Raw genomic sequence first — 24,550 nt, 5'->3', positions numbered from 1 at the left:
CGCTCGCGGTCGCCGCTCCGGAGAGACATCGGCCTCGGCCACACCAGGGCGCGCGCGAGGCGCCCCCCCCGCCACAACCGGTCATTCGAACTCCATGCGTGTCATCAAGCCTCTCCGCCTCTCCGTCCTCCAGCGCGTGCTCACGGTCCGGCGCAATCATCACCTGAGCATCGGGCTCCTCGTGTTCTTCCCGCTCGACGCCCCCGAGATTCCGCTGCCCGAGGTCTCGATGTGGCAGCGGGTGATGCCCGCGCTCGGCAAGGACGGCCTCCTCGACGAGGGCATGCCCAAGCCGCGCGGCGAGGTCCTCGTCTTCGGCAAGGCGTTCTCGCCGGGAGGCGAGCCCCGGCCGGCGTTCGCGGCGGGCCTGCAGGTCGGCCCGGTCGACAAGCCCCTCGTCGACAAGTCCGTCGCCGTCGTCGGCAAGCGGCGATGGCACCTCGGCGCGCCGACGGAGCCAGAGCCGATCACCGAGATGCCGCTCACCTGGGAAAACGCCTTCGGAGGACCGGATTACGCGCTGAACCCGAAGGGGATGGGGCTCGGGCCCATCGAGGAAGAAGGGGTCAAGGCGCATTACCTGCCCCACCTCGAAGACCCGCGACAGCTCCTCATGTCGCCGGGCGACAGGCCGCCGCCCGCGGGCTTCGGGGCCCTCGACCCCACGCTCGCGTCGCGGGTGGCCAAGCTCGGCACGTACGGCGGCGAGTGGCTCCAGAACGACTTTCCCGGCTTCGCCCGGGATCTCGACCCCGAGTACTTCCAGGTCGCCCCGGAGGATCAGCGGCTGCCCGAGGTTCTCGAGGGCGGCGAGGCCATCCGCCTGAAGAACCTGCACCCGGCGCGGCCGCTCATCGAGACCCACGCCCCGAGGCTCCGCGCCCGGTGCTTCGTGCGGCAGCGGGGCGAGGCGGGCGAGACGGTGACCGACGGCGACGAGCCCCTCCGGGAGGTCGCGACGCGCCTGGAGACGGTGCTCCTGTTTCCCAACATCGAGCGCGGCGTCGCCATCTTCCGCGGCGTCGTCCCCGTCGCCGAGGACGACGCCGCGGACGTGCGCCTGCTGCTCGCCGGCCTCGAGCGGGCCGACGCGCCGAGGCCGATCGAGCACTACCGCGGCGCGCTGGAGCGGCGGCTCGACAAGGAGAAGGGGCACCTCCACGCGCTGCGCGAGCAGGAGCTCCTCCCGGAGCCCGACCCCGACGCCCCGTCGTTCCCGGACGAGGCGATCAGCGACATGGACGAGCTCATCCGGCGCGAGCGGGCGATGGAGCGGCGGTCGATCTCGCGAGCGCAGCGCGAGCTCGACCAGGCGCGGCTCACCTTGCTCGTGCTCGGGATGAACCCGGACGAGAAGCTCCCGCGGGAGATCAAGCTCCCGGAGGAGCCGAGGCCGGACGAGCTCGCGGACTACGCCGAGCGGATGGAGCTCGAGGGCGCGGCGCTCCAGAAGGACGCCGAGGAGCAGCGCAAGGCCGCCGAGGAGGAGGCGCGCGAGCTCTGCGCCGAGCAGGGGCTCGACTTCGACGAGGCGGTCGCGAAGGGCAAGCGCGAGGGCGGCGGCCCGCCGAAATTCAGCGCCGACGAGGAGCTGGCCCGCCTGCGCGAGCTCGCGGAGGTGGGGCGCACGGCGGGCGCGCCGATGGAGGACCTCGAGGCGAAGCTCGCGGACCCGGCGTTCGCCGCGGGCCTCCGCAAGGCCGAGGAGAACGTCCTCTTCGCGTACCGCGCCTTCGCTCACTTCCACCCGCCGGCGGATCCGGCGCCCGAGGGGAAGCGGTCCGAGCTGCGCGCCGAGGTCGAGCGGGCGCTCGCCGCCGGCGAGTCGCTCGCGCGGCGCGATCTGACGGGCGCCGATCTGCGCGAGCTCCGCCTCGCGGGCGCCGATCTCCGCGAGGCGCTCCTCGAGGGCGCGGATCTCTCGGCGTGTGATCTGAGCGGGGCCGATCTGACCGGCGCGGTGCTCACGCGCGCGAAGCTCGAGGGCGCGCGGCTCGGGAAGGCCACGCTGCGCGGGGCGAACCTCGGCGAGGCGCGCGCCTCGCGCGCGAGCTTCGACGGGGTCGACCTCCGCGAGGCGGTGCTCCACAAGGCGTGGCTCGAGGAGGCGCGGCTCTCGGGCGCCGACCTCGCCGGGGCCGACTTCCTGGAGGCCAGGGTCGCGGGCGCGGACTTCAGCGGCGCCGCGGCGGACGACGTCCTCTTCTTCCAGCTCGACCTGACGGGCGCGCGCTTCACCGGCGCGAGCCTGCGCAAGGCGACGTTCTTCCAGTGCACGGGGGCGGGCGCGGACTTCGGCGAGGCCGAGCTCGAGGACGCGGCCCTCGTCGACTTCAAGGGCGAGAAGGCCTCGTTCCGGAAGGCGAGGGCCGCGGCCCTGCGCGTCGTCTCCGCCTCCGCGCTGCCGGGCGCGGACTTCTCCGGCGCCGAGCTCGCGCGGGCGAACCTCCGCGGGGTCGATCTGGAGGGCGCGATCTTCGAGGGCGCCTCGGCGGACGGCGCGGACTTCAGCGAGGCGAACCTCCGGAGGGCGCGCCTCGCGCAGCTCTCGGGCAAGGGCGCGCGCTTCATGCGTTCGGACCTGGCCGAGGCGGATCTGACCGGCGCGAACCTCATGGACGCCATGCTCCAGAAGGCGAAGGTGCCGGGCGCCCGCCTCGACAACACGAACCTCTTCCGCGCCAACCTGCTCGACGCCAAGGGCGATGAGCGGACCACCTTCTCCGACGCGCACATCAAGAACGTCGTGTTCACGGGGCAGAGCAAGTGACGCGCGAAGAGCTGCTCGCGAAGGTCGACGAGGGCGAGGTCATCGCCGGGGAGGACCTGTCGGGGCTCGATCTATCGGGGCTCGACCTGTCGGGCGTCGTGTTCGAGAAGACGAGCTTCCGCGGCGCCAGGCTGAAAGGCGCGAAGCTCAGCGAGTCCATGTTCAACGGGTGCGACCTCTCCGGCGCGGACCTGTCCGGGGCGCGGGCCCGCCACGCCGTGTGGAGCCGGTGCGCGCTCCTCCACGCGCGCCTCGACGGCGGCGATCTCGTGGCCGCGAGCTTCGCCGAGTGCGACGCCTCGCGGGCCAGCTTCGACCGCGTGAACCTCACGATCGGGAGCATGGTCAAGGGGCGCGCCGACGAGGCGAGCTTCCGCGAGGCCAACCTGGACCGGTTCTCGCTCGTGGAGACCGAGGCCGCGCGCCTCGCGCTCGACGGGGCGCAGCTCAAGCAGGCCTGCCTCATCAAGGCGGATCTGTCGACCGCGAGCCTGCGCGGCGCGACGCTCCACCTCGCGGTGCTGGTCGGCGCCCGCCTCCGCGGGCAGGACCTGTCGGGCATGGACCTGACCCTCTCGCAGCTCACCGACGCCGATCTCGCGGGGTGCGACCTGCGCGGGGCCCGGCTCGTCCAGGCGAATTTCAAGGGCGCGGACCTCACCGCGGCGAAGCTCGACGGCGCGGACGCCGAGCGCGGCCTGTTCCTCGGCGCGCGGCTCGCCGGCGTGTCGGCCGCGGGCCTCAAGGCGCGGCAGGCGATCTTCTCCGAGGCCGACCTCGAGGCCGCGGACCTCGCCGGCGCCGACCTCTACCAGGCCATCTTCCAGCGGGCGGCGTGCCCGACGGCGAGCTTCCGCGACGCGGACCTCACGTACGCCGATTTCTCGCACGCGAGCGTCGAGAAGGCGGATCTTTCCGGCGCGAAGCTCTTCCGCGCCCGCTTCCACCAGACGCGCGACGCGGGCGCGACCTTCACGAGCCGGTCCGCCGCGCTCGGCGACGACCCGGAGCTGCTCGAAGCCGAGCGCTGGACGCCCTGAGGGGATGCCCCTCCCGACAGCAGGAGAGACACGATGCGAGACAATCTGGCCAGACAGCGGGTGGAGACCTTCGCGATCCAGGAGGTCGGCGCGGTGATCGGAGCGACGGACGGGTCGTTCCAGGTGCGCGTCGGGTCGGGCGAGTACGCGGCGAAGCGCGCGGTGAGCTGCCTTGTCGAGCCGGCGCTCGGCGACCGGGTGCTCGTCGCGCTGCACGACGCGGGGTGCCACGTGCTCGCGGTGCTCGACCGCGAGGGCGGCGCGCCGACGCGCCTCGTGGCCGAGGGGGACCTCGAGGTGAGCGCCCCGCGCGGCCGCGTCACGGTGGCCGCGGCCGAGGGCGTGCGCCTCGTGACGCCGGCCGAGGCCGCGGTGGCCGCGGGCAAGGTGCGCGTCGCGGCGAGCGAGGGGTCGCTCGCGGTCGGGGCGATGACGTACGTGGGCGAGCGGCTCGTCGCGCAGGTGGACCGCGTGAAGACGGTCGCGCGGTCGGTCGAGTCGATCGCGGAGCGCTGGGTGCAGCGGCTCGACCGGGCGTACCGGTTCATCGCCGAGTCGGAGCAGGTGCGGGCGCAGTACTACGAGGTCACCGCGAAGGCCGCGGTGAACATCAAGGCGCAGGCGACGCTCGTCTCGAGCGGCGAGCTGACCAAGATCGACGGCGGGCAGATCCACCTCGGCTGACGGGAGGCACAGATGTTCGCGAACACGCAGATGGGAGGCATGGCCCTGGGCGGACCCGACGTGTGCCTCACGCCGCCGGCGCACCTGCCGGTGCCCTACCCCAACCTGGCGGCGCAGCCCATGGGGGTGCCGGCGGTCTACAACGTCCTGTTCATGTGCACGCCGGCGCACAACATGACGACCCAGGTGCCGCTGACGAACGGCGACAACGCCGGCCTGGAGACGGGCGTCGTCTCGCACACGGTGATGGGCCCCTCGCGGCACGTCACGGCGGCCTTCACCGTGCTCGTCGGCGGCGCGCCGGCCACGCGGATGACGAGCGTCACGATGCAGAACTCCGTCAACGCGCCCGGGGTCAGCATCGTCCCGAGCCAGCTCAAGGTGCTCCTTCTCGCGCCGTAGGCGACCCTTGAAAGAGCACAACCGGCTCCGCATCGAGCGCCTCGCGGCCCGCTATGCGCGGCGCCTCGAGGAGGCGCGCGCCCCCGCGGAGGCGGATTTCCTCCGCGAGTTCGACGACCTGCGCGAGCGCCTGCTCCGCCCTCAGATGGAGGAGTTCGCCGCCGAGCTCCGCAAGGCGGGGCACGCGCCGCGCATCGTGCTCGACGAGGGGCACGACACGCCGAGCGTCGAGCTCGCCCTCGGCCTGCGCGAGGCCAGGGCCAGCCGCAACGTGGTCGGCTTCTGCGTCATCCGCTGGGCCGGCCACCCGCTCCAGATCCTCGCCTACCTCGAGGTCAACCCCACGCCGTTCGATCTGGAGCGGTTCGCCCGCGCCGCCGACGTCGGGCCCGAGCGCGTCGAGCAGCTCCTCGTCGAGGCGATCGAGCACATCATGGTCTGCAACGCGCCCTGAGCGCCGGCGGCGCGTGGCCGCTCGCTCGGCGACAAGGGCGGGTCTCGGGGGTATGCTCCGCGGATGAGTACCATCGAGCTCAGCGCGGAGAATTTCGAGAAGACGGTCGAGTCGAACGGCATCGTCCTCGTCGACTGGTGGGCGCCCTGGTGCGGCCCTTGCCGGGTCTTCGGGCCCATCTTCGAGAAGGCCTCCGAGAAGCACGCGGACATCGTGTTCGGGAAGATCAACACGGACGACCAGAAGGACCTGGCGCAGGCTTTCAACATCCGCTCGATCCCGACGCTCTTCATCTTCCGCGAGAAGGTCCTCCTGTTCGCGGAGGCGGGCTCGCTGCCCGCTTCAGCGCTCGATCAGGTGATCGAGAAGGTGCGCTCGCTCGACATGGACGAGGTGCGGGCGAAGATCGCCGAGGAGGAAGCGAAGGAGGCCGCCGGCGGAGACAGCGCCGGCGAAGGCCCCTGAGGAGAGCGCGGCCCCCGGGGCGGCCCTCCGGCGGGGCGCCCTGCCAGCGCGGGTGAGCCGCTGCTCGGCTGCTCATGACCGCCGACAGCCGTCCGCTCGGCGACGTCGGGTCAGCTCTGGCTGCCGGCCTTGTCCCCGCGATAGTCGGTGGCCCCCTGGATGGCGGGCAGCCAGGGCACGCGGTGCACGGTCCAGAGCTGGAAGCTAGGCGGCGGCACGTCGCCGGGTCGGTCCATCGTGCCGAGGAAGATGTCGAGTTCCCGCGCCCCGTCACGGCGCCAGAACAGCGACGATCCGCAGGTCGCGCAGAACTGGCGAACCGCGGAGCTCGATGAGCGATAGGTCGCTGGCGCGCCGGAGAGCAGCTCGAACTGCTCGTCAGAAAAGGACGCGAACGCCGGCATCGGCGCGCCGGTCTGGCGCCGGCACTGGCTGCAGTAGCAGACATTGACGCTCACCGGCGCGCCGCGCGCTCGGTAGCGGATCGCGCCGCACAAACAGCCGCCGTTGTGCTGAGCCTCGGACATGGCCGTCGCCTCCTGGTTCCTGGATCTCGCGATCGCCAGCCTGGCTCCTCGCGGCGTTTGCCGCAACCGGCGCGCGCGCTCGGCGCGGCGCGGGCCTCATGCGGAGGCCCGGAGCGGCCGGCAGAGCCCATAACCCAGGACGCACCCGAGGCCATACAGCGCGAAGTCCGCCGGATCGAAGCCGCCGTTCGCGCCGAGCAGGAGCCGCCCCGGGGTGGTGCTGCGCGCGGCCCACAGCCACGGGGCCTGGCTCAGCTGGAGCAGCTCGATCCCACACGTCGCGGCGAAGACCGCGAGCGCCAGCCGGTGCGTGCGCGCGGAGATCCACGCGATCTGCGCCGCGGCGATCCACACGACCTCATAGAGCACCGCGCCGGCGCCGTTGCGCAGCCAGGCTGGGCCGCCGTGGAACCGGGTGATCAAGCCGGCTGGAATGACCGCGACGATCAGGAGGGCCAGCGCGAGGCGCTTGCGAGCGGCTTCCGCCATGCGGAGAGCCTACAGCGGTTTCCGCCCACCTCTGCACCATGCAGAGCAGAGCGGCGGTCACCCGCACAGGAGACGGGCCCAGATCGGCGTTTTCGGCGCGCAGGCGCACTCCGGTGCGCTGAGCACCGAAAACGCCGAGGTGGGCCCGTATCCGAAGCGGGTGACCGTCGCTCTAGCGCGCAGGGCGGAGGGCGAGCGGCGCGGTGCCGGTGAGCAGCCCCGCCGCGAGGGCGACCACGCCGCCGAAGCCGACGCAGGCGCAGCCGAGCGCGCCCGTCAGGGCGGCGACGCCGCACGCCGAGGCCCAGGACGCCCCGAGCCGCTCCGACCGGCGCAGCACCCGCGAGAGCAGCACGCCGGCGGCGACCCCGCCCGCCAGGCAGGCAGGGACGCAGATGGATACGCACCCTTCCGGGGTGCACAGGTGACCGTAAATGCGCGCCGCGTGCGCCGCTGCGAAGGGCACGAGGCCCGCGGCGACGCCCGGGAGCACGCCTCGCCCGAGCTGCTGCCCGCGCCACGAGAGCAGCGCCGCCGCGACGTAGAGCGCCGCGCCGAGGATCGCGGTGGTGACCGGACGGTCGCTCATCAGCGCCGCCACGAGCGCCACGGCGATCGTCGGCGCCGCTGCCCAGGCGGCCCTCCTCGCCCTCCCCCGCTCGTACGCGCGATAGGCCCTCTCCTTCAGGCTCAGGCCCGCAAGCGCCTCACGTTCCATAGATCCTCCTCCACGCCTCCCGCAGGCGCGCAAACGCGCGCTCGCGGCGCTTGCGCAGCGCCGCGCTCGACACCGACGGATCGCGATCGACCTCCAGCAGGGTCGCCCTCAGCGTCTCGCGATCCGCCTCGGCCAGCGTGCCGAGCACCTCGCGCGCCGCGTCGTCCAGATCCCGGGCGATCGCCGCCTCCTCCGGCGTGGGCACGTCGGCCGCGATCGACGGGACATGCTCGTCCGGAGCCTCCCTCGACCGGGACCGCCGCCGCCGCGTCGTGCGGCACTCCCACGTCGCGATGGCGAGCGCCCAGGTCAGCGCGTCCCCGTCGGGATCGAACGAGCTGGCGCGGTCGAACACCTTGAGCAGCGCCTGCTGGGCCGCGTCCTCCGCGTCCGCGCCGCCCCCGAGCATGCGGCGGCAGAACGCGCCGATCGCCGGCCAGAGGGCGGCATAGACAGGCTCGAACGCCGCGCGATCGCCGTCGGCGAGGCGTCTCATCGACGCGTTGAGCAGCGATCGCGCGCGCGGTTCCAAGGGCGCTGGGTGCTCAGCCGCAGGGGCAGTCCGGACACGGGCAATCCGCGCACGGACAGCCGCCCGTGAGCTGCGTCCCAGCATAGGCCACCGCCGGGATTCCGAGGACGGCCGCGATCAGGGTCACCTTGAGCCAACGACGCATGGGATCTCTCCTTGTCTTCTCTGGCCGGCTGTCCTCGCCGGCCTTCCTCGGCTCTAGGCGCGAGCGGGGCGAGCGTGACACCCGCGGAGATCGAAATCCGGCGGCCAGGCGCCATCGCCGCAGATCGCCGCACGAGCGACGACCTCCTCTCGCGGCGCGAGCGCCTTCGTCCAGACTGGCACGTCGTTCCGCCGGCCGGGCTCGACGTGCTAGGGTCTCGCGCCTATGTCTGGCCGCTCGTGGTTCGTTGCGCTCGGCGCCCTCTGGCTCGGGTGCACGCCGTCGCGGCAAGACGCCGGCTCGCGCGCTGACGCGGCCGGGAGCGCGGGCGTGGCGGTCGCGGAGCCCTCGCCCTCCAGCGCGCCTTCCGCGCGCTCCAGCGCGCCGGAGCCGCCGCCGGAGGCGCTGGCCGCCTCGGCCCCGGCCGCACCGGTCCCGGAGGTGGAGGCGGCGCGGGCGCGATCCGCGCGCGTGTACTCCAAGGGCCGCGAGGTGTGGATCCGGTCCGCGCCGCGGCCCAAGGCCCAGTGGATCGGCATGCTCTCGATCGGCGGCTCGGTCCGCCTGAAGAGCGTCGAGCCCATCCGCGGCGCCGGCGGCTGCCCGGCGTTCTACGCGGTGGAGCCGCGCGGTTACGTGTGCGTCGACGGCGAGCGCGCCACCCTGGACACCGCCGATCCCGTGCGCCAGGCGCTGATCCCCCATGCCCCGCGCGCCGATCTGCCGCTCCCGTACCGCTACGGCGAGTCGCTCGGGCTCAAGCGCCTCCTCCGCGTGGACGGCATCGACGCGCCGGCGTGGCCCGAGGGGCTCCACGATCTGCGGCACATGCAGGTCCGCCCGCGCTCGTCGGTCGCCTGGACCGAGGAGGTCGAGGCCGGCGGGGCGACATGGCTCTGGGCATCGGATCTGACGTTCATACCGAAGGACAAGGTCAAGCCCTACGAGCCCGCCACCTTCGAGGGGGTGTACCTCGGCGCCGAGGCGCGCCTGCCGATGGCCTTCTTTCGCCGCAAGGCGCGCCCGAAGTACCGCCTCACGGAGGGAGGCCCGCCCGCGAAGACGGACGCCGTGTGGGAGCGCCTCGCCCGGGTCGGGCTGACGGGCCGATCGAAGCGGGTCGGCGAGCTGATGTATCTCGAGACCCGGGACGACGGGCACTGGGTGCTCGAGCGAGACGCGGTGGTCGTCCGGCCGCGGAAGGCGCGGAACCCGTGGGGCCGCCCGATCCAGCTCGGCGGCGAGCCGCCCTCGGCGCCGGCGGACGGGCGCAGGAACACGTGGGTCGAGATCGCCGCCCTCGACGGCTGGCTCATCGCCTACGAGGACGACCGCCCCGTGTTCGCGACGCTGATCTCGGCCGGGCGCAACGGGGCCGAGGAGCCGGAGAAGGCCGAGCCGTTCGTGCCGCCTTCGACGACCCCGCTCGGCCAGTACAGCATCGGCCGCAAATGGGTGACGAAGACGCTCATCACGCCCCACGTCGACGCGGACGACTGGATCGAGGCGGAGGTGCCGTGGAGCCAGCACTTCTTCAGCAAGTACCTCCTTCACGCCGCCTACTGGCACGACCGCTGGGGCGAGGGGCAGAGCGGCGGGTGCGTGAACCTCTCGCCGGTCGACGCGAAATGGCTCTTCCACTGGACCGAGCCCGCCGTGCCCGATGAGTGGTACGCGGTCCAGGCCACGCGCGACGACCCGTCCACGCGCGTCGTGATCCATCGCTGAGCCGCCGCCGCCGCCCGGCGCGGGGGTGCGGGAGCGCGCCCGCGCCTCGCGCGCGCCTGCCGGAAGCCGCTATTTCGCCGGCGCGCTGGCCGCCTCGGCGCGCTCGCCCCCCTCGCCCGCCGCGGCCATGCGCCGCATGCAGAGCTTGAGTCCGGCGCGGAGGTTGCCGACGGTCGTGACGCCGGAGAGGTCGAGTCCGAGCGCGATCATCGTCTGCGCCACGTTCGCCCGGATCCCCGTGATGATCCCCTCCGCGCCGAGCAGGCGGATGGCCTTGATCATCTCGATGAGGTACCCGGCCGTCCGCGTGTCGACCGCGTCGACGCCGGTGAGATCGAGGATCGCGTACCGCGCGTCCTTGTTCACGATCGCCGAGAGCAGGTTGTCCATCGCCTCGGAGATCCTCAGGCTGTCCACAACGCCCACCATGGGGAGGGTCAGCACCTTGTCCCAGACCTCGATGATGGGCGTCGAGAGATCGCGGATGACCTCCTGCTGCGCCTCGATGAGCTCGATCTTCGCCCGGAGCTCCTGCTCACGCCGCTTCGCCGCAGAGCCGTCCAGGCTGAGGGTGATCATGCCGTCGGGCTCCCCGCTGCTGTCGCGCACGGGGACGTGCCATGACTCCCACGCGGCGCCGTACGCCTCGTAGACGTTGTACGCGGCTTTGCCCGCGAGGGCCTGCCTGTTGGTCTCCAGGGTCTCCGGATCGTTCGCGAAGAGATCGAGCACGTTCGCTCCGAGGAACTGCCCCGGCTTCGCGCCGACGGCCTCGAGCCCCTTGCCGTCGTGAAACGTGAAGACGCCCGTGCGGTCGTACCTGCACACGGTGATCGGAACATGGTCGAGGATGGCGCGGAGAAGCAGCTGCGCCTCACGGAGCTTCGCCTCAAGCTCCTCCCGCGTATCCGCCCCCGCCGTGCTCGACTCCGCATCTCCCTTCATGGGAGCCTTCTACGCGCACGCGCGCGGGCCGTCGAGTGGTCGTCAGCCCGTCGATGACGTTTCGCTTGGCCGGTCATGCGGACAACATCTCAGCGCATTGTCGAGGCCGCGTCTCTCGTCGATCCGCCGGCACACGACGCTTCGGCTGTGGCTGTGGGAAGGGGGGGCACGGATGGGCGATGCGCGATGCGCGATGGGCGCGGGCCTCCGCTCCGCGCGCCCGCCCTCGCGCCGAGGAGCCGAGGAGCCGAGCTCCGCGGCGCTGGTTGACGTGGTGTCCGATCGACACCAAGATTCGTGTACAGATTACACGGAGGGTTGAATGTCCGTCTCCTACGAGCACCCGCGGCCGGCGCTGACGGTGGATTGTGTCGTGTTCGGCCTCGATGAGGAGGACCTCAAGGTCCTCCTCATCCGGCGGGAGCTCGAGCCGTTCCGCGGCAGGTGGGCGCTCCCGGGCGGGTTCGTGCGCGTCGACGAGGCGCTCGACGACGCCGCGCGGCGGGAGCTCGCGGAGGAGACGGGGCTCTCGGGGGTGTTCCTGGAGCAGCTCTACACGTTCGGCGCTCTCGGGCGGGACCCGCGCGAGCGCGTGGTCTCGGTGGCGTACTACGCGCTTGTGAAGCTCGGGGATCACCGGGTCAAGGCCGCGACCGACGCGCGCGAGGCGGCGTGGTTCGCGGTGGACGACACCCCGGCGCTCGCCTTCGATCACGACGAGATCCTCCCGGTCGCGCTGGAGCGGCTCAAGGGCAAGGTGCGATACCGGCCGATCGGGTTCGAGCTCCTGCCGCCGAAGTTCACGCTGTCGCAGCTCCAGCGCCTCTACGAGGCGATCCTCGAGCGCCCGCTCGACAAGCGCAATTTCCGGAAGAAGGCGCTCGGCACCGGGCTGCTCGTGGAGCTCGACGAGGTCGAGCAGGACGTCGCGCACCGCGCGGCGCGGCTCTACCGGTTCGACCGTCGGAAGTACGAGCGGCTCGAGAAGGACGGCTTCAGCTTCGAGATCTAGCCGCCTGCCGCAGCCCGGCGGCCCTCGTGCGTCCGATCCCTCCTCGCCCCTGCTCCGGGGCGGACCGAGCGCCTACCGGACGAGATCGCAGGCATGCGAGGCTCGGAGGAACCAGGGTCACGACCGCAACGAACGCCCACCGCCGCTTCATCGACTCGCCCCTCTCCCGTCGCGGGCCCACTGGACGTCGCGAATCTTACGCCCCCGGGCGCCAGCGCGCGGCGCCCGGGGGCGCTCGCGCGTCCGTCGCGGAGCGCGCTCCACCCGAGGAGGGCGGCCGGCTCGCCAGCGCCCGGGTTGACAATGTGTACAACGAACACTAAGCTTGGTGTGTAGTACACACGAACGATCGGGTGCTCGCCGGGTGCGGGCGCTGACGGTCGGCGTTGACCGCCGAGCGGACGGTGGAGCTCCGGCGCCGGGAGGACCGCGCGCCCCGGCCTCCGTCTGCCCGGGTCCGGCCGCAGCGCGCCCTCGCCGGGCGCAGAAGGGAACTCCATGCTTCGCGACGTCGCTTTCTTGGCTGACATGGGAGGGGGCTCGGCCTTCGAGGTCGCCGGAGGGACGGTGACCGGGACCGATCACCTCGTCGCGGGGCGGCCCAACCAGGACGCCTATGCCTTCCGGGCCGAGGGCGGCTCTCTCGCCGCGGTGGTCTGCGACGGCTGCGGCAGCGGCGCGCGCAGCGAGGTGGGCGCGGCGCTCGGGGCGCGGATCGTGACCGAGCAGGTACTCGGCGCGCTCCGGCGCGGCGGAGACATCGATTCGCCCGCGACGTGGGAAGAGGTGCGGCGCGGGGCGCTCGCGCCGCTCCGCGACGTGGCCGCCGGGATGGGCGGCAGCTTCACCGAGGTCGTGTCGACCTTCTTCCTCTTCACCGTGGTCGGCCTCGCGATCTCCGGCGACAGCGCGTGCGCGTTCTCCCTCGGCGACGGCCTCATCGCGCTCGGCGACGAGCTCCTGCGGCTCGGCCCCTTCCCGAGGGACGAGCCCCCGTACCTCGCGTATGGCCTGCTCGATCGGCCGCCCGGCGGCGAGGCGCCGCGCTTCACCGTGCACCGCGCCTTCCCGTCGAGCGCGCTCCGGACTGCCCTGCTCGGGACCGACGGCGCGATCGATCTGCTGGAGTCGTCGTCACGGCAGATCCCGGGGGGCGGCGAGGTCGGCCCGCTGTCGAGGTTCTGGGAAGATGACCGGTATTTCCGGAACCCCGACGCGGTGAGGCGGCGGCTCGCGCTCATCAACCGATCGGTGACGCGACCCGTGTGGAAGGAAGAGCGGATGGAGCGCGAAGGCGGGCTGCTCCGCGACGACACGACGGTGGTCGTCGTGCGGAAGGCGCAGGGCGCCCGCGATTGAGGCGCGGCCCTGCGCGGAGGCGCAGGAGTCGCGGAGGGAAACGACAGGGCGTCTGCGCTTGATTGCGCTTGATTGGGTTCGATTGCGTCCGGAGGAGGCGACCGTGGAGGTTTATCTTGGTTCAAAGCGGGTTCGGCTCGACCCTCGGGCCTCGATCGGCAAAGGCGGGGAGGCGGACGTGTTCGACCTCGGAGACGGCCGCGCGCTCAAGGTCTGGAAGACGCCCGATCACCCGGATTACGCCGGGCAGGACGCCGAGCAGCGCGCCGCCGAGGTGCGCATCGAGCGCCACCAGGACAAGCTGCGCGCGTTCCCGCCGGCGCTGCCCGAACAGGTGATCGCGCCCCTCGATCTCGCGACCGACAGGACCAGGAAGCGCGTCGTGGGCTACGCCATGCGCCTCGTGCGCGGCGCGGAGCCGCTCCTGCGCTACGGCGAGCCGTCGATGCGCCACGGCGGGCTCTCGTCGGCCGCGGTCTCCGAGGTGCTCGCGCGGCTCCACCGGGCGGTCGCGGCGATCCACGACCGGGGCGTCGTGATCGGCGACTTCAACGATCTCAACGTGCTCGTCGCCGGCGGCGAGGTGTTCGTCATCGACGCCGACAGCTTCCAGTTCGGCCCGTACCTCTGCCAGGTGTTCACCGAGCGCTTCGTGGATCCGCTGCTCTGCGACCCTTCGCTCCCCCGGCCGCTCCTGTCGAGGCCGTATTCGCAGGACTCCGACTGGTACGCGTTCGCCGTGATGGTCATGCAGAGCCTGCTCTGCGTGGGGCCTTATGGCGGCGTCTTCCGGCCGCGGTCCGCGTCGGCGCGGGTGCCCGAGAGCGCGAGGCCGCTCCGCCGCATCACCGTGTTCGACCGCGAGGTGCGGTATCCGAAGCCGGCCATCCCGTACCGCGTCCTGCCGGACGATCTCCTGGACGCGCTCTATCGCGTCTTCGTCGAGGATCGGCGCGGTGTGTTCCCGCGCCGGCTGCTCGACGCGCTCGCCTGGACGAGGTGCCCTTCGTGCGGCGTCGAGCACGCGCGCCCTGCCTGCCCGGCCTGCGCGGGCGCCGCGCCGGCCGCCGTGAAGGAGTCGACGGTCGTCCACGGCGAGGTGCTGGCGACGCGGATCCTGAGCACGCGCGGGGTGATCCTGGCCGCGGCCCTCGGCCCGGGCGGGCTCTCCTACCTCGTGAACGAGGGCGGCCGCTTCCTGCGGGAGGACCGGTCCGTCGTGATGTCCGGCGCGCCGCACCCCGCGACGCGCTTCGCGGTGCACGGGAGCGCCACGTTGATCGGCCGGGGCGGCGATCTCGTGGTGCTCTCGCCGGGGGCCGCGCCCGAGCGGATCCAGGTGGACTGCGTCGGGACGAGGCCCATCTTCGACGTCAACGCGCGCGCCCGCTACTGGACGCGCGGCGGGCAGCTCCTGCGCAGCGGGAGGCCGGGCGCCGCCGCGCTCTCGGGCGAGGCCGACGCCGTGCCGATGGGCGAGGTGCTCGCCGGGCAAACGCTGTTCTGGGTGGGCCAAAGCTTCGGGCTCGGCTTCTACCGCGCCGGGAACGTCTCGATAGCCTTCGTCTTCGACGCCGATCGGCCCGGCCTCAAGGACACGGTCAAGCTGCCTTTCCCGGGCGGCAAGCTCACCGCGGCGACCTGCGTCTTCGACGCCGGCCCGAGCTCGCCGTCAAACGACGGCCGCGGGCGCCCCAACGACGGCCGCGGGCGCTCCCGCGCCGGGCGCGCATGGCTGTTCCTCGCCGCCGAGCAAGCCGGCCGGACCGTGCACCGGTGCGTCGTCGTGCGCGAGGACGGCGCGGTCGAGGCGGTCGCCGACGGCGACGGGGAAGGCGGCTCGTGGCTCGGCGCGCTGACCGGCAAGTGCGCGGCTTCCGGGTTCCTGCTCTCGGCGACCGACAGCGGCGTCGTCCGCGTCGAGGTCCGCGGGGGCGCGCTCGTCGAGACGCGGCAGTTCCCCGGCACCGAGCCGTTCGTCACCCAGGCTTCCCGGCTGCTCGTCGGCCCAGAGGGCCTGTTCGTCGTCGACGCACAGGCGATCACCTTGCTTCGTATCTCATGAATCCACGCTGAGCTGACGGCCCGCGCTCGCGGGCCGATCGAGAGGAGAGAGACCATGAAATCGACAGAGCTCCCCCTGCCCGCCTTCTATGACGCCAAGAACGCCGAGCGGTGGGGCTTTCACCCCAATGAAGAGGCGCTGCACGGCGCCGCCGCCGCGTGGCGGAAGGCGCATGGCGTGAAGCCGTCGGCCGCGGACGCGCAGAACGTCCACCTCCTGCTCATCGACGTGCAGAAGGACTTCTGCTTCCCGCAGGGCTCGCTCTACGTCGCCGGCAGGAGCGGCACGGGCGCGGTCGACGACAGCCGCCGCATCGCCGAGTTCATCTACAGGAACCTCGCGTCGATCACGAACGTCACGGTCACGATGGACACCCACTTCGCTTACCAGATCTTCTTCCCGGCCTTCTGGGTGGATCGCGAGGACCGCCCGCTGACCGCGCACCGCGAGATCACGACGGCGCAGATCGACGCGGGGGAGGTGCGGCCGAACCCCGCGGTGGCGAAGTGGCTCTGCGGCGGGAGCTACCCGTGGCTCATGAAGCAGGTCCGGTATTACTGCGAGGAGCTCGAGAAGGCAGGGAAATACAAGCTCTACCTGTGGCCGCCGCACTGCATCCTCGGGAGCGACGGCCACGCGCTCGCGGGCGTCGTGCACGAGGCGCGGATGTTCCACGCGTTCGCGCGCGGGGTGCAGTCGTGGGTCGAGGTCAAGGGCGGCAACCCGCTCACCGAGAACTACTCGGTGATGCAGCCCGAGGTGCTGACGCGGCACGACGGCCAGCCGCTCGCGCAGCGGAGCACGGGCTTCCTGAGGACGCTGCTCCACGCCGACGCGGTGATCATCGCCGGCCAGGCCGCGAGCCACTGCGTCCGCAGCTCGATCGAGGACATCTTGACGGAGATCGCGCTCACCGACCGCGCGCTCGCCAAGAAGATCTACGTGATGACCGACTGCATGTCGCCGGTCACCGTGCCCGACGGCAAGGGGGGCTTCGCCGCCGATTTCACCGCCGAGGCGGACAAGGCGCTCGCCCGCTTCGCCGCCGCCGGGATGAACCTCGTGAAGAGCACCGACCCGATTCCGTGCCTGGGCGCATGACCGTGGAGGATCCGATGAGCAAGAACAAGGAGAACAACAGCGGAACCAGCCGAGATGGCTCGCTCGACATCGAGCAGCTCTTCGAGGCAGCGCGGGACGACGGCGCGCTCTCGCCCGAGGCGATGCAGGCGCTGCACATCACCGACCTGGGCGCGCAGATCCAGGCCGGCTTCGGCGTGCAGGTGGACGACGTGGCGTCGTCGGAGGTGGTGCTGGTCACGGTGATGCCCGACGACTCGGGATCCATCAAATTCGCCGGCAACGCCCCGTCGGTGAGGGACGGGCACAACCTCGTGGTGGGCGCCCTCTCCGACTCCAGGCAGCGCGACTCGATCCTGGCGCACAACCGTTACCTGAACGGGGCGGTGCTGTATCCGTACTGCCCTATCGCCCAGGCCGTGAAGATGGACACGAAGAACTACGATCCCATGCTCGGCACGCCCCTCTACGATCAGACGGTGGTCTTGCTCGGAACGGTGATCGCGAAGGCGCAGGAGTTCGCGCTGAGCGGCGTCCCGGCGCGCACCGTCACGCTGATCATCTCGGACGGCGCCGACGCGGGCTCGACGTGGGCCAAGGCCAGGGACGTGTGCGCCCTCGTCCGTGACATGCGGCGGGCCGAGGCCCACATCGTGGCGGCGATCGGCATCGACGACGGGAACACCGATTTCCGCGCCGTCTTCCGCGACATGGGGATCGAGGACCGCTGGATCCTGACGCCGAAGAGCGACGCGGCGGACATCCGCAAGGCGTTCGCGCTGTTCTCCCAGTCGGCGGTGCGCGCCAGCCAGGGCGGCGCGTCGTTCTCGAAGACGGTCGCGGGCGGCTTCGGCGGGTGAAGCGCGCGCCCCCGGCTCGCCGCGCGCCTCCCCGCGCGGCGGCGAGCCCTCCACACCTCTCGGCTGCTTCGGCGGAGGACCCGGATCAGGCCGCGGCCTCCCAGGGGACGACGCCGTAGCGGCGGCGCAGCTCATCGAGATCCACCGCCATGTCGGACCAGAAGTCCCAGTCGTCCATCAGGTCGATGCTCATCTTCGTTCCGCGAACGAACGATCGCACGAGCTCGTCGGCGAGCCCGGGCGTCGCGAGCATCCCCTGCTGCGACGGCGCCAGCACGGTGAGCTGGACGCCCTGCTGGAGCTGCACCAGCAGGAACACGAGGATGCCGAACGGGTCCTCGCGGCGATACCCCGCCTGAAAGGCGATCGTCATCGCCTCTCCGCGCAGATCCGTGCCGTAACCGGCGAGGATGTGGCTCAGGTCGTGCGTGAGCACGCCCTCGGGCACGCCGCGCTTCTCGCCGGGGAACGAGAAGCCGTTCTCTCGATAGAAGGTGAAGAGCGCCTTGCCGAGGGTGCCCTCTCTGTACGCCTCGAGCGAGCGGTAGCGCGCGGCGACTGGCTCGTTCTCCAGGATGCCCGCGAAGCTCGCGACGTTCCTGGCGAGCCCATAAAGGCCGCCCTCATCGAGCATGCGCCGCACGTTCTTGCCGAGCAGCGAGCTCCGGCTGATGTCGATGCGCAGGAGGAGCAGCCGCTGCTCGTGGAGGTGGTGGAGCTGGCGGACCGCGTGCGGCCGCGCCCCGAGCGCCGCGGCGAAGCGCTCGACCTCGAGCAGCTCGCGCTCGTCGACGCGCTCGCCGCACAGGGTCATCGCGCAGAGACCGTTGATGAGCTGCTCGCGCAGCGCGGGATCCTCGACGGCGCGCGCGAGCTCCTCGGGCGCTATCGGGGCGAGCGCGTCGATGTCGAGGTCGGTGTGAAGGAGGTGCCGTTGCACCGCGGCGATCGCGTCGCGCCGCGACCCGTCGAGGGGGCCGGCCGAGGTAAGGACGACCTTGATGGCACGCAGACCCGCGTGCGCCTGTTCTTGGCTCGGGATGAGGTAGGTCATGCAAGAGAGCATGAGACCGAGCGCGCGTCCCGTCCTTGACCGGCGGCGCCAATGTCTTGACCGGGCGCGCCGCCTGGGCGGACGATGTGGGTTGATCATGACGGTCGTACGGTGGAAGGCATTGGAGCGGCGCGTGGTCCAGCACTCGCCGTGGCGGAGGATCGAGGACGTCACCTTCGAGCTCCCGGACGGGCAGGTCCGCACGTTCTCGCTCAAGAAAGAGGGGCGAGTCGTCTGCGTCCTCGCCATCTCCCGCGAGAAGAGGGTGATCCTGGCGCGCCAGTACAGGCCGGGGCCCGATCGGATCCTCGACGAGCTCCCAGGCGGCGGCGTCGAGCCTGGCGAGGCCCCGGAGGCGGCGGCGGCGCGCGAGCTCCTCGAGGAGACGGGGTATGTCGCCGGGCGGCTCGTGCCGCTCGGCCGCCCGCTGGAGTGCGCTTACTCGACCATCGAACGACACGCGTTCCTGGCCGTGGACTGCGCGCGCGACAGGGCGCAAGCGCTGGATGAGACGGAGTTCATCGACGTGGTAGAGAAGCCGATCGAGGACTTCGTGCAGCAGCTGAGGGAGGGCGCATGCACCGACCCGGAGGTCGGGTGGATGGGGCTTTACGAGCTGGGCTGTCTGAGAGCGAGCGCCTGAGCCTCGCCACGCGGCAGCGCGGCGGAGGCGCGCGGACGTCGGCGCCGCGATGCCCTCCGGTCGCTGGCCGCGCTAGGATGGAGCTCATGCGCAGGCACGATCACGTCCTCCTCGCTCCCGGTGCCGGCGCCTCCGGTCGCACGGTCCACGCGCCTCCGGCCGGCAGGGCGCGCCCGCACGTGCCGCACGTGGACGACCGGCTGGCGCCGCCCGAGACGCGGGTGGAGTACCTCCACGGCGTCGAGGTCTACGCCGCCCCGGCCGATCCGCCGCACGCGACGCAGCATTTCGATCTGACCTACGTCCTCGGCGCCCACGTCGCCGAGGGCTACCGGGGCGCCGTGGACATGCTGACCCGGACCGATCTCGGCAGCGACTATGCGGCCGACGCCAGCGTCTTCGCGCAGAAGCCCGACCGCGCGGGCCGGCGGCGGCTGGAGGAGCTGGCGTTCGAGGTCAGCGACAAGCAGGCCCTCGCCGTTCCGACCACCAAGGCGCGCCTGCTGATCGCTCGCGGCGTGCGGCGGGTGTTCTGCATCCTGGTGAAGCAGCGCCGGGTGATGGAGTGGTCGCGCGAGACCGACGGCTGGCGCCCGCTGCCGAAGGATGCGGTCATCGAGGATCCCTGCCTCGTGCGCCCGCTGCCGATTCAGGCGCTCCTCGAGGCCGCGTCCTCGGACGACGCCGTGGCGCGCGCGCTGCTCGACAAGCGCGTGCCCGCGCTCGAGGCAGCGCTCGCGGAAGGCGAGGCGCGCGGCGAGGCCCGCGGTGAAGCGCGCGGCGAGGCCCGCGGTGAAGCGCGCGGTGAGGCCCGCGGTGAAGCGCGCGGCGAGGCCCGCGGCGAGGCCCGCGGCGAGATCAGGATGGCGCAGGAGGCCATCCTCACGGTGCTGGAGTCGCGCGGAGTTGCCACGCCGGCCGACGTGGCCCGCGCGATCGCCGGCTGCGAGGATCTGGGCAAGCTACGGCGATGGATCAAGCGCGCGGCGACCGCGACGACCGCCGCCCAGGTCGTCGCCGGCTCCCGGCGCAAGCGCTGAGCGAGGGCCGCCGCGGCGCGGGCGCGCGCTGGACGCCCTCCCCCCGCGCCCCGTCACTCGTGATCGCCCCCGCCGCGGCGCACGTGCTTCTTCTCGCCCGTGCGCCGCTTCTCGTCGAGCCGCCGCGCCTTCGACGCACGCGTCGGCCGCGTCGGCCTTCGCTTCACCGGCACCTCGAGCGCGCGCAGGATCAGCGCGCGCAGCTTCTCGCGCGCGTCGTCCAGGTTGCGCAGCTGGTCGCGCGTCAGCTGGCTCACGATGAACAGCCGCCCCTCGGCGTCGAGCCGGCCGCGCGCCAGCTCGCGCAGCCTCGCCTTGGCGTCGTCGGCGAGCTCCGGCCACGCGCCGAAGTCGAAGCGCAGCTCCACCTTGGAGGCGACCTTGTTGACGTTCTGACCGCCGGGCCCCGACGCGCGAACGGCGCTCCAGCTGAGGAGCGCGGCCGGGGCGGTCAGCGCATCGTTGACGACGAGGGGATCGGACACGGCGGCTCTCCTGCCCTGCGGGCGGCGCGAGCGCCGCGCGGAGCGGCTGACGCCTAGCACGCGCGCGCCGCGCCCGCCGCGCTGCGCGCAGGGCGCGGCCTGCCGGCGAGGAGCGCGTGTGCGATAGAGTCGCCATGCAGGGCCCCCCTGATCACGCCGCCGCGCCGCCGGGCGCCCCTCACCGAAGCCGCCCGCCGCCTGCGCGGCTCCGCCTGCTTCGCTGCCTCGGCGTCGCCTCCGGTCCGGCCGCCGCCCTCGCGATCGCGCTCGTCCCGAGCGGGCTCCACGCCGTCCCTGGTTATGGCCACCGCCCTGCGTACGCGGCCGCGGTCGCGGCGTGGATGGCGCTGTGGTGGCTCTTCGAGGTGCTCCCCGTCGCGCTCACCGCCTGCTTGCCGCTCGTGCTCTTCCCGCTGCTCGGCGTCTTCGGCCGCGGGCTCGCGGGCGACGCGGCCCGCGCCGCCGCGCCGTTCGTCGACGCATACATCTTCCTCTTCCTCGGCGGCATGGCGATCGGGGCCGCCATGGAGCAGTGGAGCCTTCACCGCCGGGTGGCGCTCCACATCATGCGGGCCGTCGGCACGGACCCGAAGCGCCTCCTGCTCGGCATGCTGGTCGCGACGAGCTCCATCTCGCTCTGGATCTCCAACACAGCGACCGCCGTGATGATGGTCCCTATCGGGCTCGCCCTGCTCGCGCAGCTGGAGTCGGCCGCCGGGGGGCGCAGGCTCACGCACTACGGGACGGCCATCATGCTGGCGGTGGCCTACGCCTCCAACGTCGGCGGGATCGGCACGAAGATCGGCACCGGGACGAACTCCATCTTCTGCGGCTTCCTCGCCGACAAGCTCGGCCACGATCTCGGTTTTCTGCGGTACATGGCGATCGCCCTGCCGTTCGTGGTCCTCTTCGTCCCGCTGCTCTGGCTCGCCCTGTGGCGCGTGGGCAAGCGGGACGGGCTCGGCCCCGGCCGTGCGCGCGACGCGATCGACCGCGAGCTCGCGGCCATGGGCCCGATGAGCCGCGGCGAGAAGACCGTCGCCGCCATCTTCGCGGCGGCCAGCGCGCTCTGGATCCTCGGCGATCCGCTGCGCGCCGCGCTCGCGCCCCCCCTCCAGGCCGCGCTCAGGGGCCTGGGCGCCGCGCTCGGCTCGGGCGCCGCGGCCGGCTTCAAGGTGCAGGGCAAGCACTACGAGGCGACCGTGGCCGTCCTGGCGGCGCTCGGCCTGCTCGCCCTGCGCGCCCTCTCGCTCGCCTCCGTGCGCAGGATGCCCTGGGGCACGCTCGCCTTGCTCGGCGGCAGCTTCGCGATGGCGGCCGGCATCGAGGGCGGCGGGCTCTCGGCGTGGATGGCCGCGAAGCTCACGGTCGTCGCCGAGGCGCCGCTGCTCGCGCAGCTCGGGCTCGCCAGCGCCGGCACGATCGCCCTGTCGGCGCTGGCCTCCAACACCGCCACGGTGAACGTGGCGCTCAACGTGCTCCCGCAGGACCTCGGCGTGCTGTTCGCGGCCACGATCGCCGCGTCCTGCGACTTCATGCTGCCGACGGGCACGCCGCCCAACGCCATCGTGTTCGGCAGCGGGTACGTGCGGCTCCCGGTGATGATCCGGACAGGCTTCCTGCTCAACGTGGCTGCCGCCGCGATCATCCCGGTCTACGTGTACGGCTACGCGCGGCACCTTATCGGCGGCTGAGCGCAGGGGCGGCGTGGTGCGGTTTTGTGTATAAGCGCCGGCGCAGGGGATCACCGGGGGCAAGCGGAAAGAACGCCGATGAAGGAAAAGGTCATGCACGCGACAGACGGCCTGTGGAGCGCGCCGGCGCCGGCGGCACGGACCGCGGGCACGGGAGGGCCGCGGGGATGAAGATCGCCACGTCGTCGTCGACCGCTGCGGGGGCGAGCGCCGCGTTCGCCGAGGCCATGTCGGCGCTGCGCGCGGGCCTCGGCGCGGAGCCCGATCACGTCTTCCTGAGCTACACGGCCTCCTATGACGTCGACGAGCTCGCGCGCGCCACCGCGGCGCTGCCGCCGTCGGTCCGCGTCCACGGATCGAGCTCGTGCCAGTCGGTCATGACCGCCGCCGGCGTTCATGGCGCCCCCGGCCCCGGCCTCGCCCTGCTCGGGGTCGCCGACGCGCAGGGCGCCTATGGCGTCGCGGCCGAGCGGATCGACGGCGCCCCGCGGGCCGCCGGCGCGCGCGCCGCGGCGCGTGCGATCGAGGACGCCGGGCGCTCCGGCGAGCTCCCGGCCCTGCTCTGGCTCAGCGTGCAGACCGGCGCGGAGGAGGACGTCCTGCTCGGCATCGAGGACGTCGTGGGCCCCAACGTGCCCGTGTTCGGCGGCTCCACCGCGGCGGACTCCATCGTCGGCAGGCAATCGCAGATGGAGCGCGGGCTGGCCCACGAGGGCGCGGCGCTGCTGACCGCCCTCTACCCGTCCGGGGAGATCTCCTATGCGTTCAGCAGCGGCTATGCCCCCACCGAGCACCGCTGTCGCGTGACCCGCGCCGAGGGCAGGCGCCTGCCCGAGATCGACGGGCTCCCGGCCGCCGAGGTCTACAACCGCTGGACCGGAGGCCTGATCTCCGCGCAGCTCGGCGGCGGGACGATCCTGGAGCACACGGCGCTCCACCCCCTCGGGCGGCCCTCGGGCTGGATCGGCAAGGTCCCCCAGTTCTTGCTCATCCACCCGGACACCGTGCAGCAGGACAACTCCATGACGCTCGGCGCCAACATCAACGAGGGCGACGAGCTCGTGCTCATGCAGGGATCGCGCGAGAGCGTGATCGGCCGGGTCCGCTCCGTGGTCGACGCCGCGCTGGGGGCCGCGCCGCCCTCCTTCCGCGTGCGGGGCGCGCTCGTGATCTTCTGCGCGGGGTGCATGCTCGCCGTGCGCGGCGAGCTCGATCGCGTCGTGCAGGGGGTGGCCGCGTCGCTCGGGGAGACGCCGTTCCTCGGCAGGTTCACCTTCGGCGAGCAGGGGTGCTTCACCCGGGGCAAGAACCAGCACGCGAACCTCTCCATCAGCGTCGTCCTGCTCGGAGACTGAGCTGTGATGGACGAGGCGGCCCACGAGACGATCGCCGAGCTTCGGCGCGCGCAGGAGGAGGAGCGAGCGCTCCGGCTGGAGGCCGAAGGGCTGGCGGAGGTGCTCCTGCGCTTCACGGAGCCGGGCAGCTTCACGGAGACGCTGGCGCGCGTCGTCGAGGCGACCGCGCAGCGGCTCGGGGCCGCCGCCGGGCTCGTGATCGCGTTCGATGAGGGGGCGGACGGCCGCGCCCTCGTCGCGACCGATCCGGGCCTCTCGGCGACCGAATGGGAGGCCGGGCCCGCGTTCTCGCGCGCGCTCGAGGGCCGGCCGGTCGCCAGCTTCGACCTCCGCCAGCTCGCCGAGTGGCAGCGCCAGCCGGAGCCCGTGCTCGCGCGCTACGGCTCCGCGCTCCACGCGCCGCTCCACGCCGGCCCCCTGCGGTCGCTGCTCGTGCTGGTCCATCCGGACCGCGCCTTCTTCGACGCGCGCCACGTCAGCCTCGTGCGCCGCCTCCTGCCCGCGGCGTCGCAGGCGCTCGCGCGCGCCCGCGCCGAGGAGGAGCTCGCGCGGGCGCGCGACCTCGCGTACGAGCGGGAGATCACCGAGAAGCTGACGCTCATCGAGCACCAGCGCGCCGCGATCCGGGCGCTATCCATGCCCATCATCGAGGTCTGGAGCCGGATCCTCTGCGTCCCCGTGATCGGCTTCGTCGACGAGGAGCGGTGCGCGCTCCTCATGGAGCGGCTCCTCGCCGCCGTGACGGCCAGGAGGGCGCGCGCCGTGGTCATCGATGTCACCGGGCTCGACCGGATGGAGGCGAGCGCGCTCGCGCTCTTCCTGCGCGTGGCGACGGCGGTGCGGCTGCTCGGCAGCACCTGCGTGCTCGCCGGCATCGGCCCGGACGTCGCCCGGGATCTCGTGCGGGAGGGCGTGGCGCGGGGCGACGTCGTGACGTACCGCCGCCTGCACGACGCGCTGAGGGAGCTGCTCCCGCCGTCGAGGCGGTGATCCGGTCGAGGGCG

At 72.7% G+C, this 24,550-nt stretch carries 25 protein-coding genes; 17 read left to right on the top strand and 8 right to left on the bottom strand.

Annotation, left to right across the window (positions count from 1 at the left end; all coding sequences use genetic code 11):
* The first annotated feature begins 94 nt into the window (after positions 1 to 94).
* From WME73_RS13120 to trxA, 6 genes are all read left to right on the top strand, one after another.
* Positions 95 to 2,770 carry a DUF2169 domain-containing protein gene (locus WME73_RS13120; RefSeq protein WP_437915920.1) on the top strand — a complete coding sequence of 892 codons (2,676 nt, stop codon included), beginning with the start codon at positions 95 to 97 and terminating at the stop codon, positions 2,768 to 2,770.
* Positions 2,767 to 3,810: a pentapeptide repeat-containing protein gene (locus WME73_RS13115; protein WP_437915919.1), complete on the top strand. Its 1,044-nt coding sequence runs from the start codon at positions 2,767 to 2,769 to the stop codon at positions 3,808 to 3,810. Before WME73_RS13120 ends, WME73_RS13115 begins: the two co-directional genes overlap by 4 nt.
* A 33-nt stretch (positions 3,811 to 3,843) precedes the next feature.
* Positions 3,844 to 4,494 (top strand): DUF3540 domain-containing protein, encoded by a 651-nt coding sequence (locus WME73_RS13110; RefSeq protein WP_437745806.1) that lies wholly within the window; start codon positions 3,844 to 3,846, stop codon positions 4,492 to 4,494.
* Between the two features lie 12 nt (positions 4,495 to 4,506).
* A complete protein-coding gene (locus tag WME73_RS13105; protein WP_437745805.1) occupies positions 4,507 to 4,896 on the top strand; it encodes a DUF4150 domain-containing protein in 390 nt (129 codons plus the stop codon).
* A 7-nt stretch (positions 4,897 to 4,903) separates the two neighbouring features.
* The gene (locus WME73_RS13100) at positions 4,904 to 5,350 is read left to right on the top strand and encodes a hypothetical protein (RefSeq protein WP_437745804.1); all 447 of its coding nucleotides are present in this window, start codon (positions 4,904 to 4,906) and stop codon (positions 5,348 to 5,350) included.
* A 63-nt stretch (positions 5,351 to 5,413) separates the two neighbouring features.
* Entirely contained in the window at positions 5,414 to 5,815 is a 402-nt protein-coding gene (trxA, locus tag WME73_RS13095; protein ID WP_437915918.1) for a thioredoxin, read from the top strand.
* Between the two features lie 110 nt (positions 5,816 to 5,925).
* Here the strand turns inward: trxA and WME73_RS13090 are convergent, their stop codons facing one another.
* The 5 genes from WME73_RS13090 to WME73_RS13070 form a co-directional block, all read right to left on the bottom strand.
* A complete protein-coding gene (locus tag WME73_RS13090) occupies positions 5,926 to 6,342 on the bottom strand; it encodes a GFA family protein (protein ID WP_437915917.1) in 417 nt (138 codons plus the stop codon).
* A 96-nt stretch (positions 6,343 to 6,438) separates the two neighbouring features.
* Positions 6,439 to 6,831, bottom strand: a complete 393-nt coding sequence (locus tag WME73_RS13085) for a DUF2809 domain-containing protein (protein WP_437915915.1) — start codon at positions 6,829 to 6,831, stop codon at positions 6,439 to 6,441.
* A gap of 172 nt (positions 6,832 to 7,003) precedes the next feature.
* Positions 7,004 to 7,549: a hypothetical protein gene (locus WME73_RS13080; RefSeq protein WP_437870991.1), complete on the bottom strand. Its 546-nt coding sequence runs from the start codon at positions 7,547 to 7,549 to the stop codon at positions 7,004 to 7,006.
* Positions 7,539 to 8,045, bottom strand: a complete 507-nt coding sequence (locus WME73_RS13075; protein ID WP_044968331.1) for an RNA polymerase sigma factor — start codon at positions 8,043 to 8,045, stop codon at positions 7,539 to 7,541. Before WME73_RS13075 ends, WME73_RS13080 begins: the two co-directional genes overlap by 11 nt.
* A 49-nt stretch (positions 8,046 to 8,094) precedes the next feature.
* Positions 8,095 to 8,226 carry a hypothetical protein gene (locus tag WME73_RS13070; RefSeq protein WP_269454239.1) on the bottom strand — a complete coding sequence of 44 codons (132 nt, stop codon included), beginning with the start codon at positions 8,224 to 8,226 and terminating at the stop codon, positions 8,095 to 8,097.
* Between the two features lie 225 nt (positions 8,227 to 8,451).
* Here WME73_RS13070 and WME73_RS13065 point away from each other — a divergent pair, with 225 nt between their 5' ends.
* The gene (locus WME73_RS13065; protein WP_437915913.1) at positions 8,452 to 9,954 is read left to right on the top strand and encodes a L,D-transpeptidase; all 1,503 of its coding nucleotides are present in this window, start codon (positions 8,452 to 8,454) and stop codon (positions 9,952 to 9,954) included.
* Positions 9,955 to 10,023: 69 nt separating this feature from the next.
* Here the strand turns inward: WME73_RS13065 and WME73_RS13060 are convergent, their stop codons facing one another.
* Positions 10,024 to 10,899, bottom strand: coding sequence for an STAS domain-containing protein (locus tag WME73_RS13060; protein ID WP_437915912.1), 876 nt, complete (start codon positions 10,897 to 10,899; stop codon positions 10,024 to 10,026).
* Positions 10,900 to 11,221: 322 nt separating this feature from the next.
* On the opposite strand from WME73_RS13060, the gene WME73_RS13055 reads away from it, so the two are divergent.
* From WME73_RS13055 to WME73_RS13035, 5 genes are all read left to right on the top strand, one after another.
* The gene (locus tag WME73_RS13055; RefSeq protein WP_437745797.1) at positions 11,222 to 11,911 is read left to right on the top strand and encodes an NUDIX hydrolase; all 690 of its coding nucleotides are present in this window, start codon (positions 11,222 to 11,224) and stop codon (positions 11,909 to 11,911) included.
* Between the two features lie 528 nt (positions 11,912 to 12,439).
* Positions 12,440 to 13,270 (top strand): protein phosphatase 2C domain-containing protein, encoded by an 831-nt coding sequence (locus WME73_RS13050; RefSeq protein ID WP_437917386.1) that lies wholly within the window; start codon positions 12,440 to 12,442, stop codon positions 13,268 to 13,270.
* A 103-nt stretch (positions 13,271 to 13,373) separates the two neighbouring features.
* Positions 13,374 to 15,335, top strand: a complete 1,962-nt coding sequence (locus tag WME73_RS13045; protein WP_437915911.1) for a hypothetical protein — start codon at positions 13,374 to 13,376, stop codon at positions 15,333 to 15,335.
* 54 nt (positions 15,336 to 15,389) lie between these two features.
* Positions 15,390 to 16,436 carry a nicotinamidase gene (locus WME73_RS13040; protein ID WP_437745794.1) on the top strand — a complete coding sequence of 349 codons (1,047 nt, stop codon included), beginning with the start codon at positions 15,390 to 15,392 and terminating at the stop codon, positions 16,434 to 16,436.
* 14 nt (positions 16,437 to 16,450) lie between these two features.
* Positions 16,451 to 17,275, top strand: coding sequence for a hypothetical protein (locus WME73_RS13035; RefSeq protein ID WP_437745793.1), 825 nt, complete (start codon positions 16,451 to 16,453; stop codon positions 17,273 to 17,275).
* An 85-nt stretch (positions 17,276 to 17,360) separates the two neighbouring features.
* Here WME73_RS13035 and WME73_RS13030 read toward each other — a convergent pair whose 3' ends face one another.
* The gene (locus WME73_RS13030; protein ID WP_437915910.1) at positions 17,361 to 18,329 is read right to left on the bottom strand and encodes a hypothetical protein; all 969 of its coding nucleotides are present in this window, start codon (positions 18,327 to 18,329) and stop codon (positions 17,361 to 17,363) included.
* A 97-nt stretch (positions 18,330 to 18,426) separates the two neighbouring features.
* Here WME73_RS13030 and WME73_RS13025 point away from each other — a divergent pair, with 97 nt between their 5' ends.
* Both WME73_RS13025 and WME73_RS13020 read left to right on the top strand, forming a co-directional pair.
* Positions 18,427 to 18,972, top strand: coding sequence for an NUDIX hydrolase (locus WME73_RS13025; RefSeq protein WP_437745791.1), 546 nt, complete (start codon positions 18,427 to 18,429; stop codon positions 18,970 to 18,972).
* 86 nt (positions 18,973 to 19,058) lie between these two features.
* Entirely contained in the window at positions 19,059 to 20,012 is a 954-nt protein-coding gene (locus tag WME73_RS13020; protein WP_437915908.1) for a Uma2 family endonuclease, read from the top strand.
* A gap of 53 nt (positions 20,013 to 20,065) precedes the next feature.
* Here the strand turns inward: WME73_RS13020 and arfB are convergent, their stop codons facing one another.
* On the bottom strand, positions 20,066 to 20,497 hold the full coding sequence (gene arfB, locus WME73_RS13015; protein WP_437745789.1) for an alternative ribosome rescue aminoacyl-tRNA hydrolase ArfB: 432 nt from the start codon (positions 20,495 to 20,497) through the stop codon (positions 20,066 to 20,068).
* 134 nt (positions 20,498 to 20,631) lie between these two features.
* Here arfB and WME73_RS13010 point away from each other — a divergent pair, with 134 nt between their 5' ends.
* The 3 genes from WME73_RS13010 to WME73_RS13000 all read left to right on the top strand — a co-directional run bounded on the left by WME73_RS13010 (position 20,632) and on the right by WME73_RS13000 (position 24,536).
* Positions 20,632 to 22,191: an SLC13 family permease gene (locus tag WME73_RS13010; protein WP_437915907.1), complete on the top strand. Its 1,560-nt coding sequence runs from the start codon at positions 20,632 to 20,634 to the stop codon at positions 22,189 to 22,191.
* 167 nt (positions 22,192 to 22,358) lie between these two features.
* Positions 22,359 to 23,546, top strand: coding sequence for an FIST signal transduction protein (locus WME73_RS13005; RefSeq protein WP_437915906.1), 1,188 nt, complete (start codon positions 22,359 to 22,361; stop codon positions 23,544 to 23,546).
* A 6-nt stretch (positions 23,547 to 23,552) separates the two neighbouring features.
* Positions 23,553 to 24,536 carry an STAS domain-containing protein gene (locus WME73_RS13000; protein WP_437745786.1) on the top strand — a complete coding sequence of 328 codons (984 nt, stop codon included), beginning with the start codon at positions 23,553 to 23,555 and terminating at the stop codon, positions 24,534 to 24,536.
* The last annotated feature ends 14 nt before the right edge of the window (positions 24,537 to 24,550 follow it).

This window comes from Sorangium sp. So ce302 (assembly GCF_051530145.1).
Taxonomy (GTDB): domain Bacteria; phylum Myxococcota_A; class Polyangia; order Polyangiales; family Polyangiaceae; genus Sorangium; species Sorangium cellulosum_B.
This window is presented reverse-complemented; position numbering and strand designations above follow the sequence as displayed.

What these genes read in the sequence shown, in the direction of transcription:
- WME73_RS13120 (WP_437915920.1), top strand. Translation starts at nt 95, where the DNA reads ATGCGTGTCATCAAGCCTCTCCGCCTCTCCGTCCTCCAGCGCGTGCTC.
- WME73_RS13110 (WP_437745806.1), top strand. Translation starts at nt 3,844, where the DNA reads ATGCGAGACAATCTGGCCAGACAGCGGGTGGAGACCTTCGCGATCCAG.
- WME73_RS13105 (WP_437745805.1), top strand. Translation starts at nt 4,507, where the DNA reads ATGTTCGCGAACACGCAGATGGGAGGCATGGCCCTGGGCGGACCCGAC.
- trxA (WP_437915918.1), top strand. Translation starts at nt 5,414, where the DNA reads ATGAGTACCATCGAGCTCAGCGCGGAGAATTTCGAGAAGACGGTCGAG.
- WME73_RS13090 (WP_437915917.1), bottom strand. Translation starts at nt 6,342, where the DNA reads ATGTCCGAGGCTCAGCACAACGGCGGCTGTTTGTGCGGCGCGATCCGC.
- WME73_RS13085 (WP_437915915.1), bottom strand. Translation starts at nt 6,831, where the DNA reads ATGGCGGAAGCCGCTCGCAAGCGCCTCGCGCTGGCCCTCCTGATCGTC.
- WME73_RS13080 (WP_437870991.1), bottom strand. Translation starts at nt 7,549, where the DNA reads ATGGAACGTGAGGCGCTTGCGGGCCTGAGCCTGAAGGAGAGGGCCTAT.
- WME73_RS13075 (WP_044968331.1), bottom strand. Translation starts at nt 8,045, where the DNA reads ATGAGACGCCTCGCCGACGGCGATCGCGCGGCGTTCGAGCCTGTCTAT.
- WME73_RS13070 (WP_269454239.1), bottom strand. Translation starts at nt 8,226, where the DNA reads ATGCGTCGTTGGCTCAAGGTGACCCTGATCGCGGCCGTCCTCGGAATC.
- WME73_RS13065 (WP_437915913.1), top strand. Translation starts at nt 8,452, where the DNA reads ATGTCTGGCCGCTCGTGGTTCGTTGCGCTCGGCGCCCTCTGGCTCGGG.
- WME73_RS13060 (WP_437915912.1), bottom strand. Translation starts at nt 10,899, where the DNA reads ATGAAGGGAGATGCGGAGTCGAGCACGGCGGGGGCGGATACGCGGGAG.
- WME73_RS13055 (WP_437745797.1), top strand. Translation starts at nt 11,222, where the DNA reads ATGTCCGTCTCCTACGAGCACCCGCGGCCGGCGCTGACGGTGGATTGT.
- WME73_RS13050 (WP_437917386.1), top strand. Translation starts at nt 12,440, where the DNA reads ATGGGAGGGGGCTCGGCCTTCGAGGTCGCCGGAGGGACGGTGACCGGG.
- WME73_RS13040 (WP_437745794.1), top strand. Translation starts at nt 15,390, where the DNA reads ATGAAATCGACAGAGCTCCCCCTGCCCGCCTTCTATGACGCCAAGAAC.
- WME73_RS13035 (WP_437745793.1), top strand. Translation starts at nt 16,451, where the DNA reads ATGAGCAAGAACAAGGAGAACAACAGCGGAACCAGCCGAGATGGCTCG.
- WME73_RS13030 (WP_437915910.1), bottom strand. Translation starts at nt 18,329, where the DNA reads ATGACCTACCTCATCCCGAGCCAAGAACAGGCGCACGCGGGTCTGCGT.
- WME73_RS13025 (WP_437745791.1), top strand. Translation starts at nt 18,427, where the DNA reads ATGACGGTCGTACGGTGGAAGGCATTGGAGCGGCGCGTGGTCCAGCAC.
- WME73_RS13020 (WP_437915908.1), top strand. Translation starts at nt 19,059, where the DNA reads ATGCGCAGGCACGATCACGTCCTCCTCGCTCCCGGTGCCGGCGCCTCC.
- WME73_RS13010 (WP_437915907.1), top strand. Translation starts at nt 20,632, where the DNA reads ATGCAGGGCCCCCCTGATCACGCCGCCGCGCCGCCGGGCGCCCCTCAC.
- WME73_RS13005 (WP_437915906.1), top strand. Translation starts at nt 22,359, where the DNA reads ATGAAGATCGCCACGTCGTCGTCGACCGCTGCGGGGGCGAGCGCCGCG.
- WME73_RS13000 (WP_437745786.1), top strand. Translation starts at nt 23,553, where the DNA reads ATGGACGAGGCGGCCCACGAGACGATCGCCGAGCTTCGGCGCGCGCAG.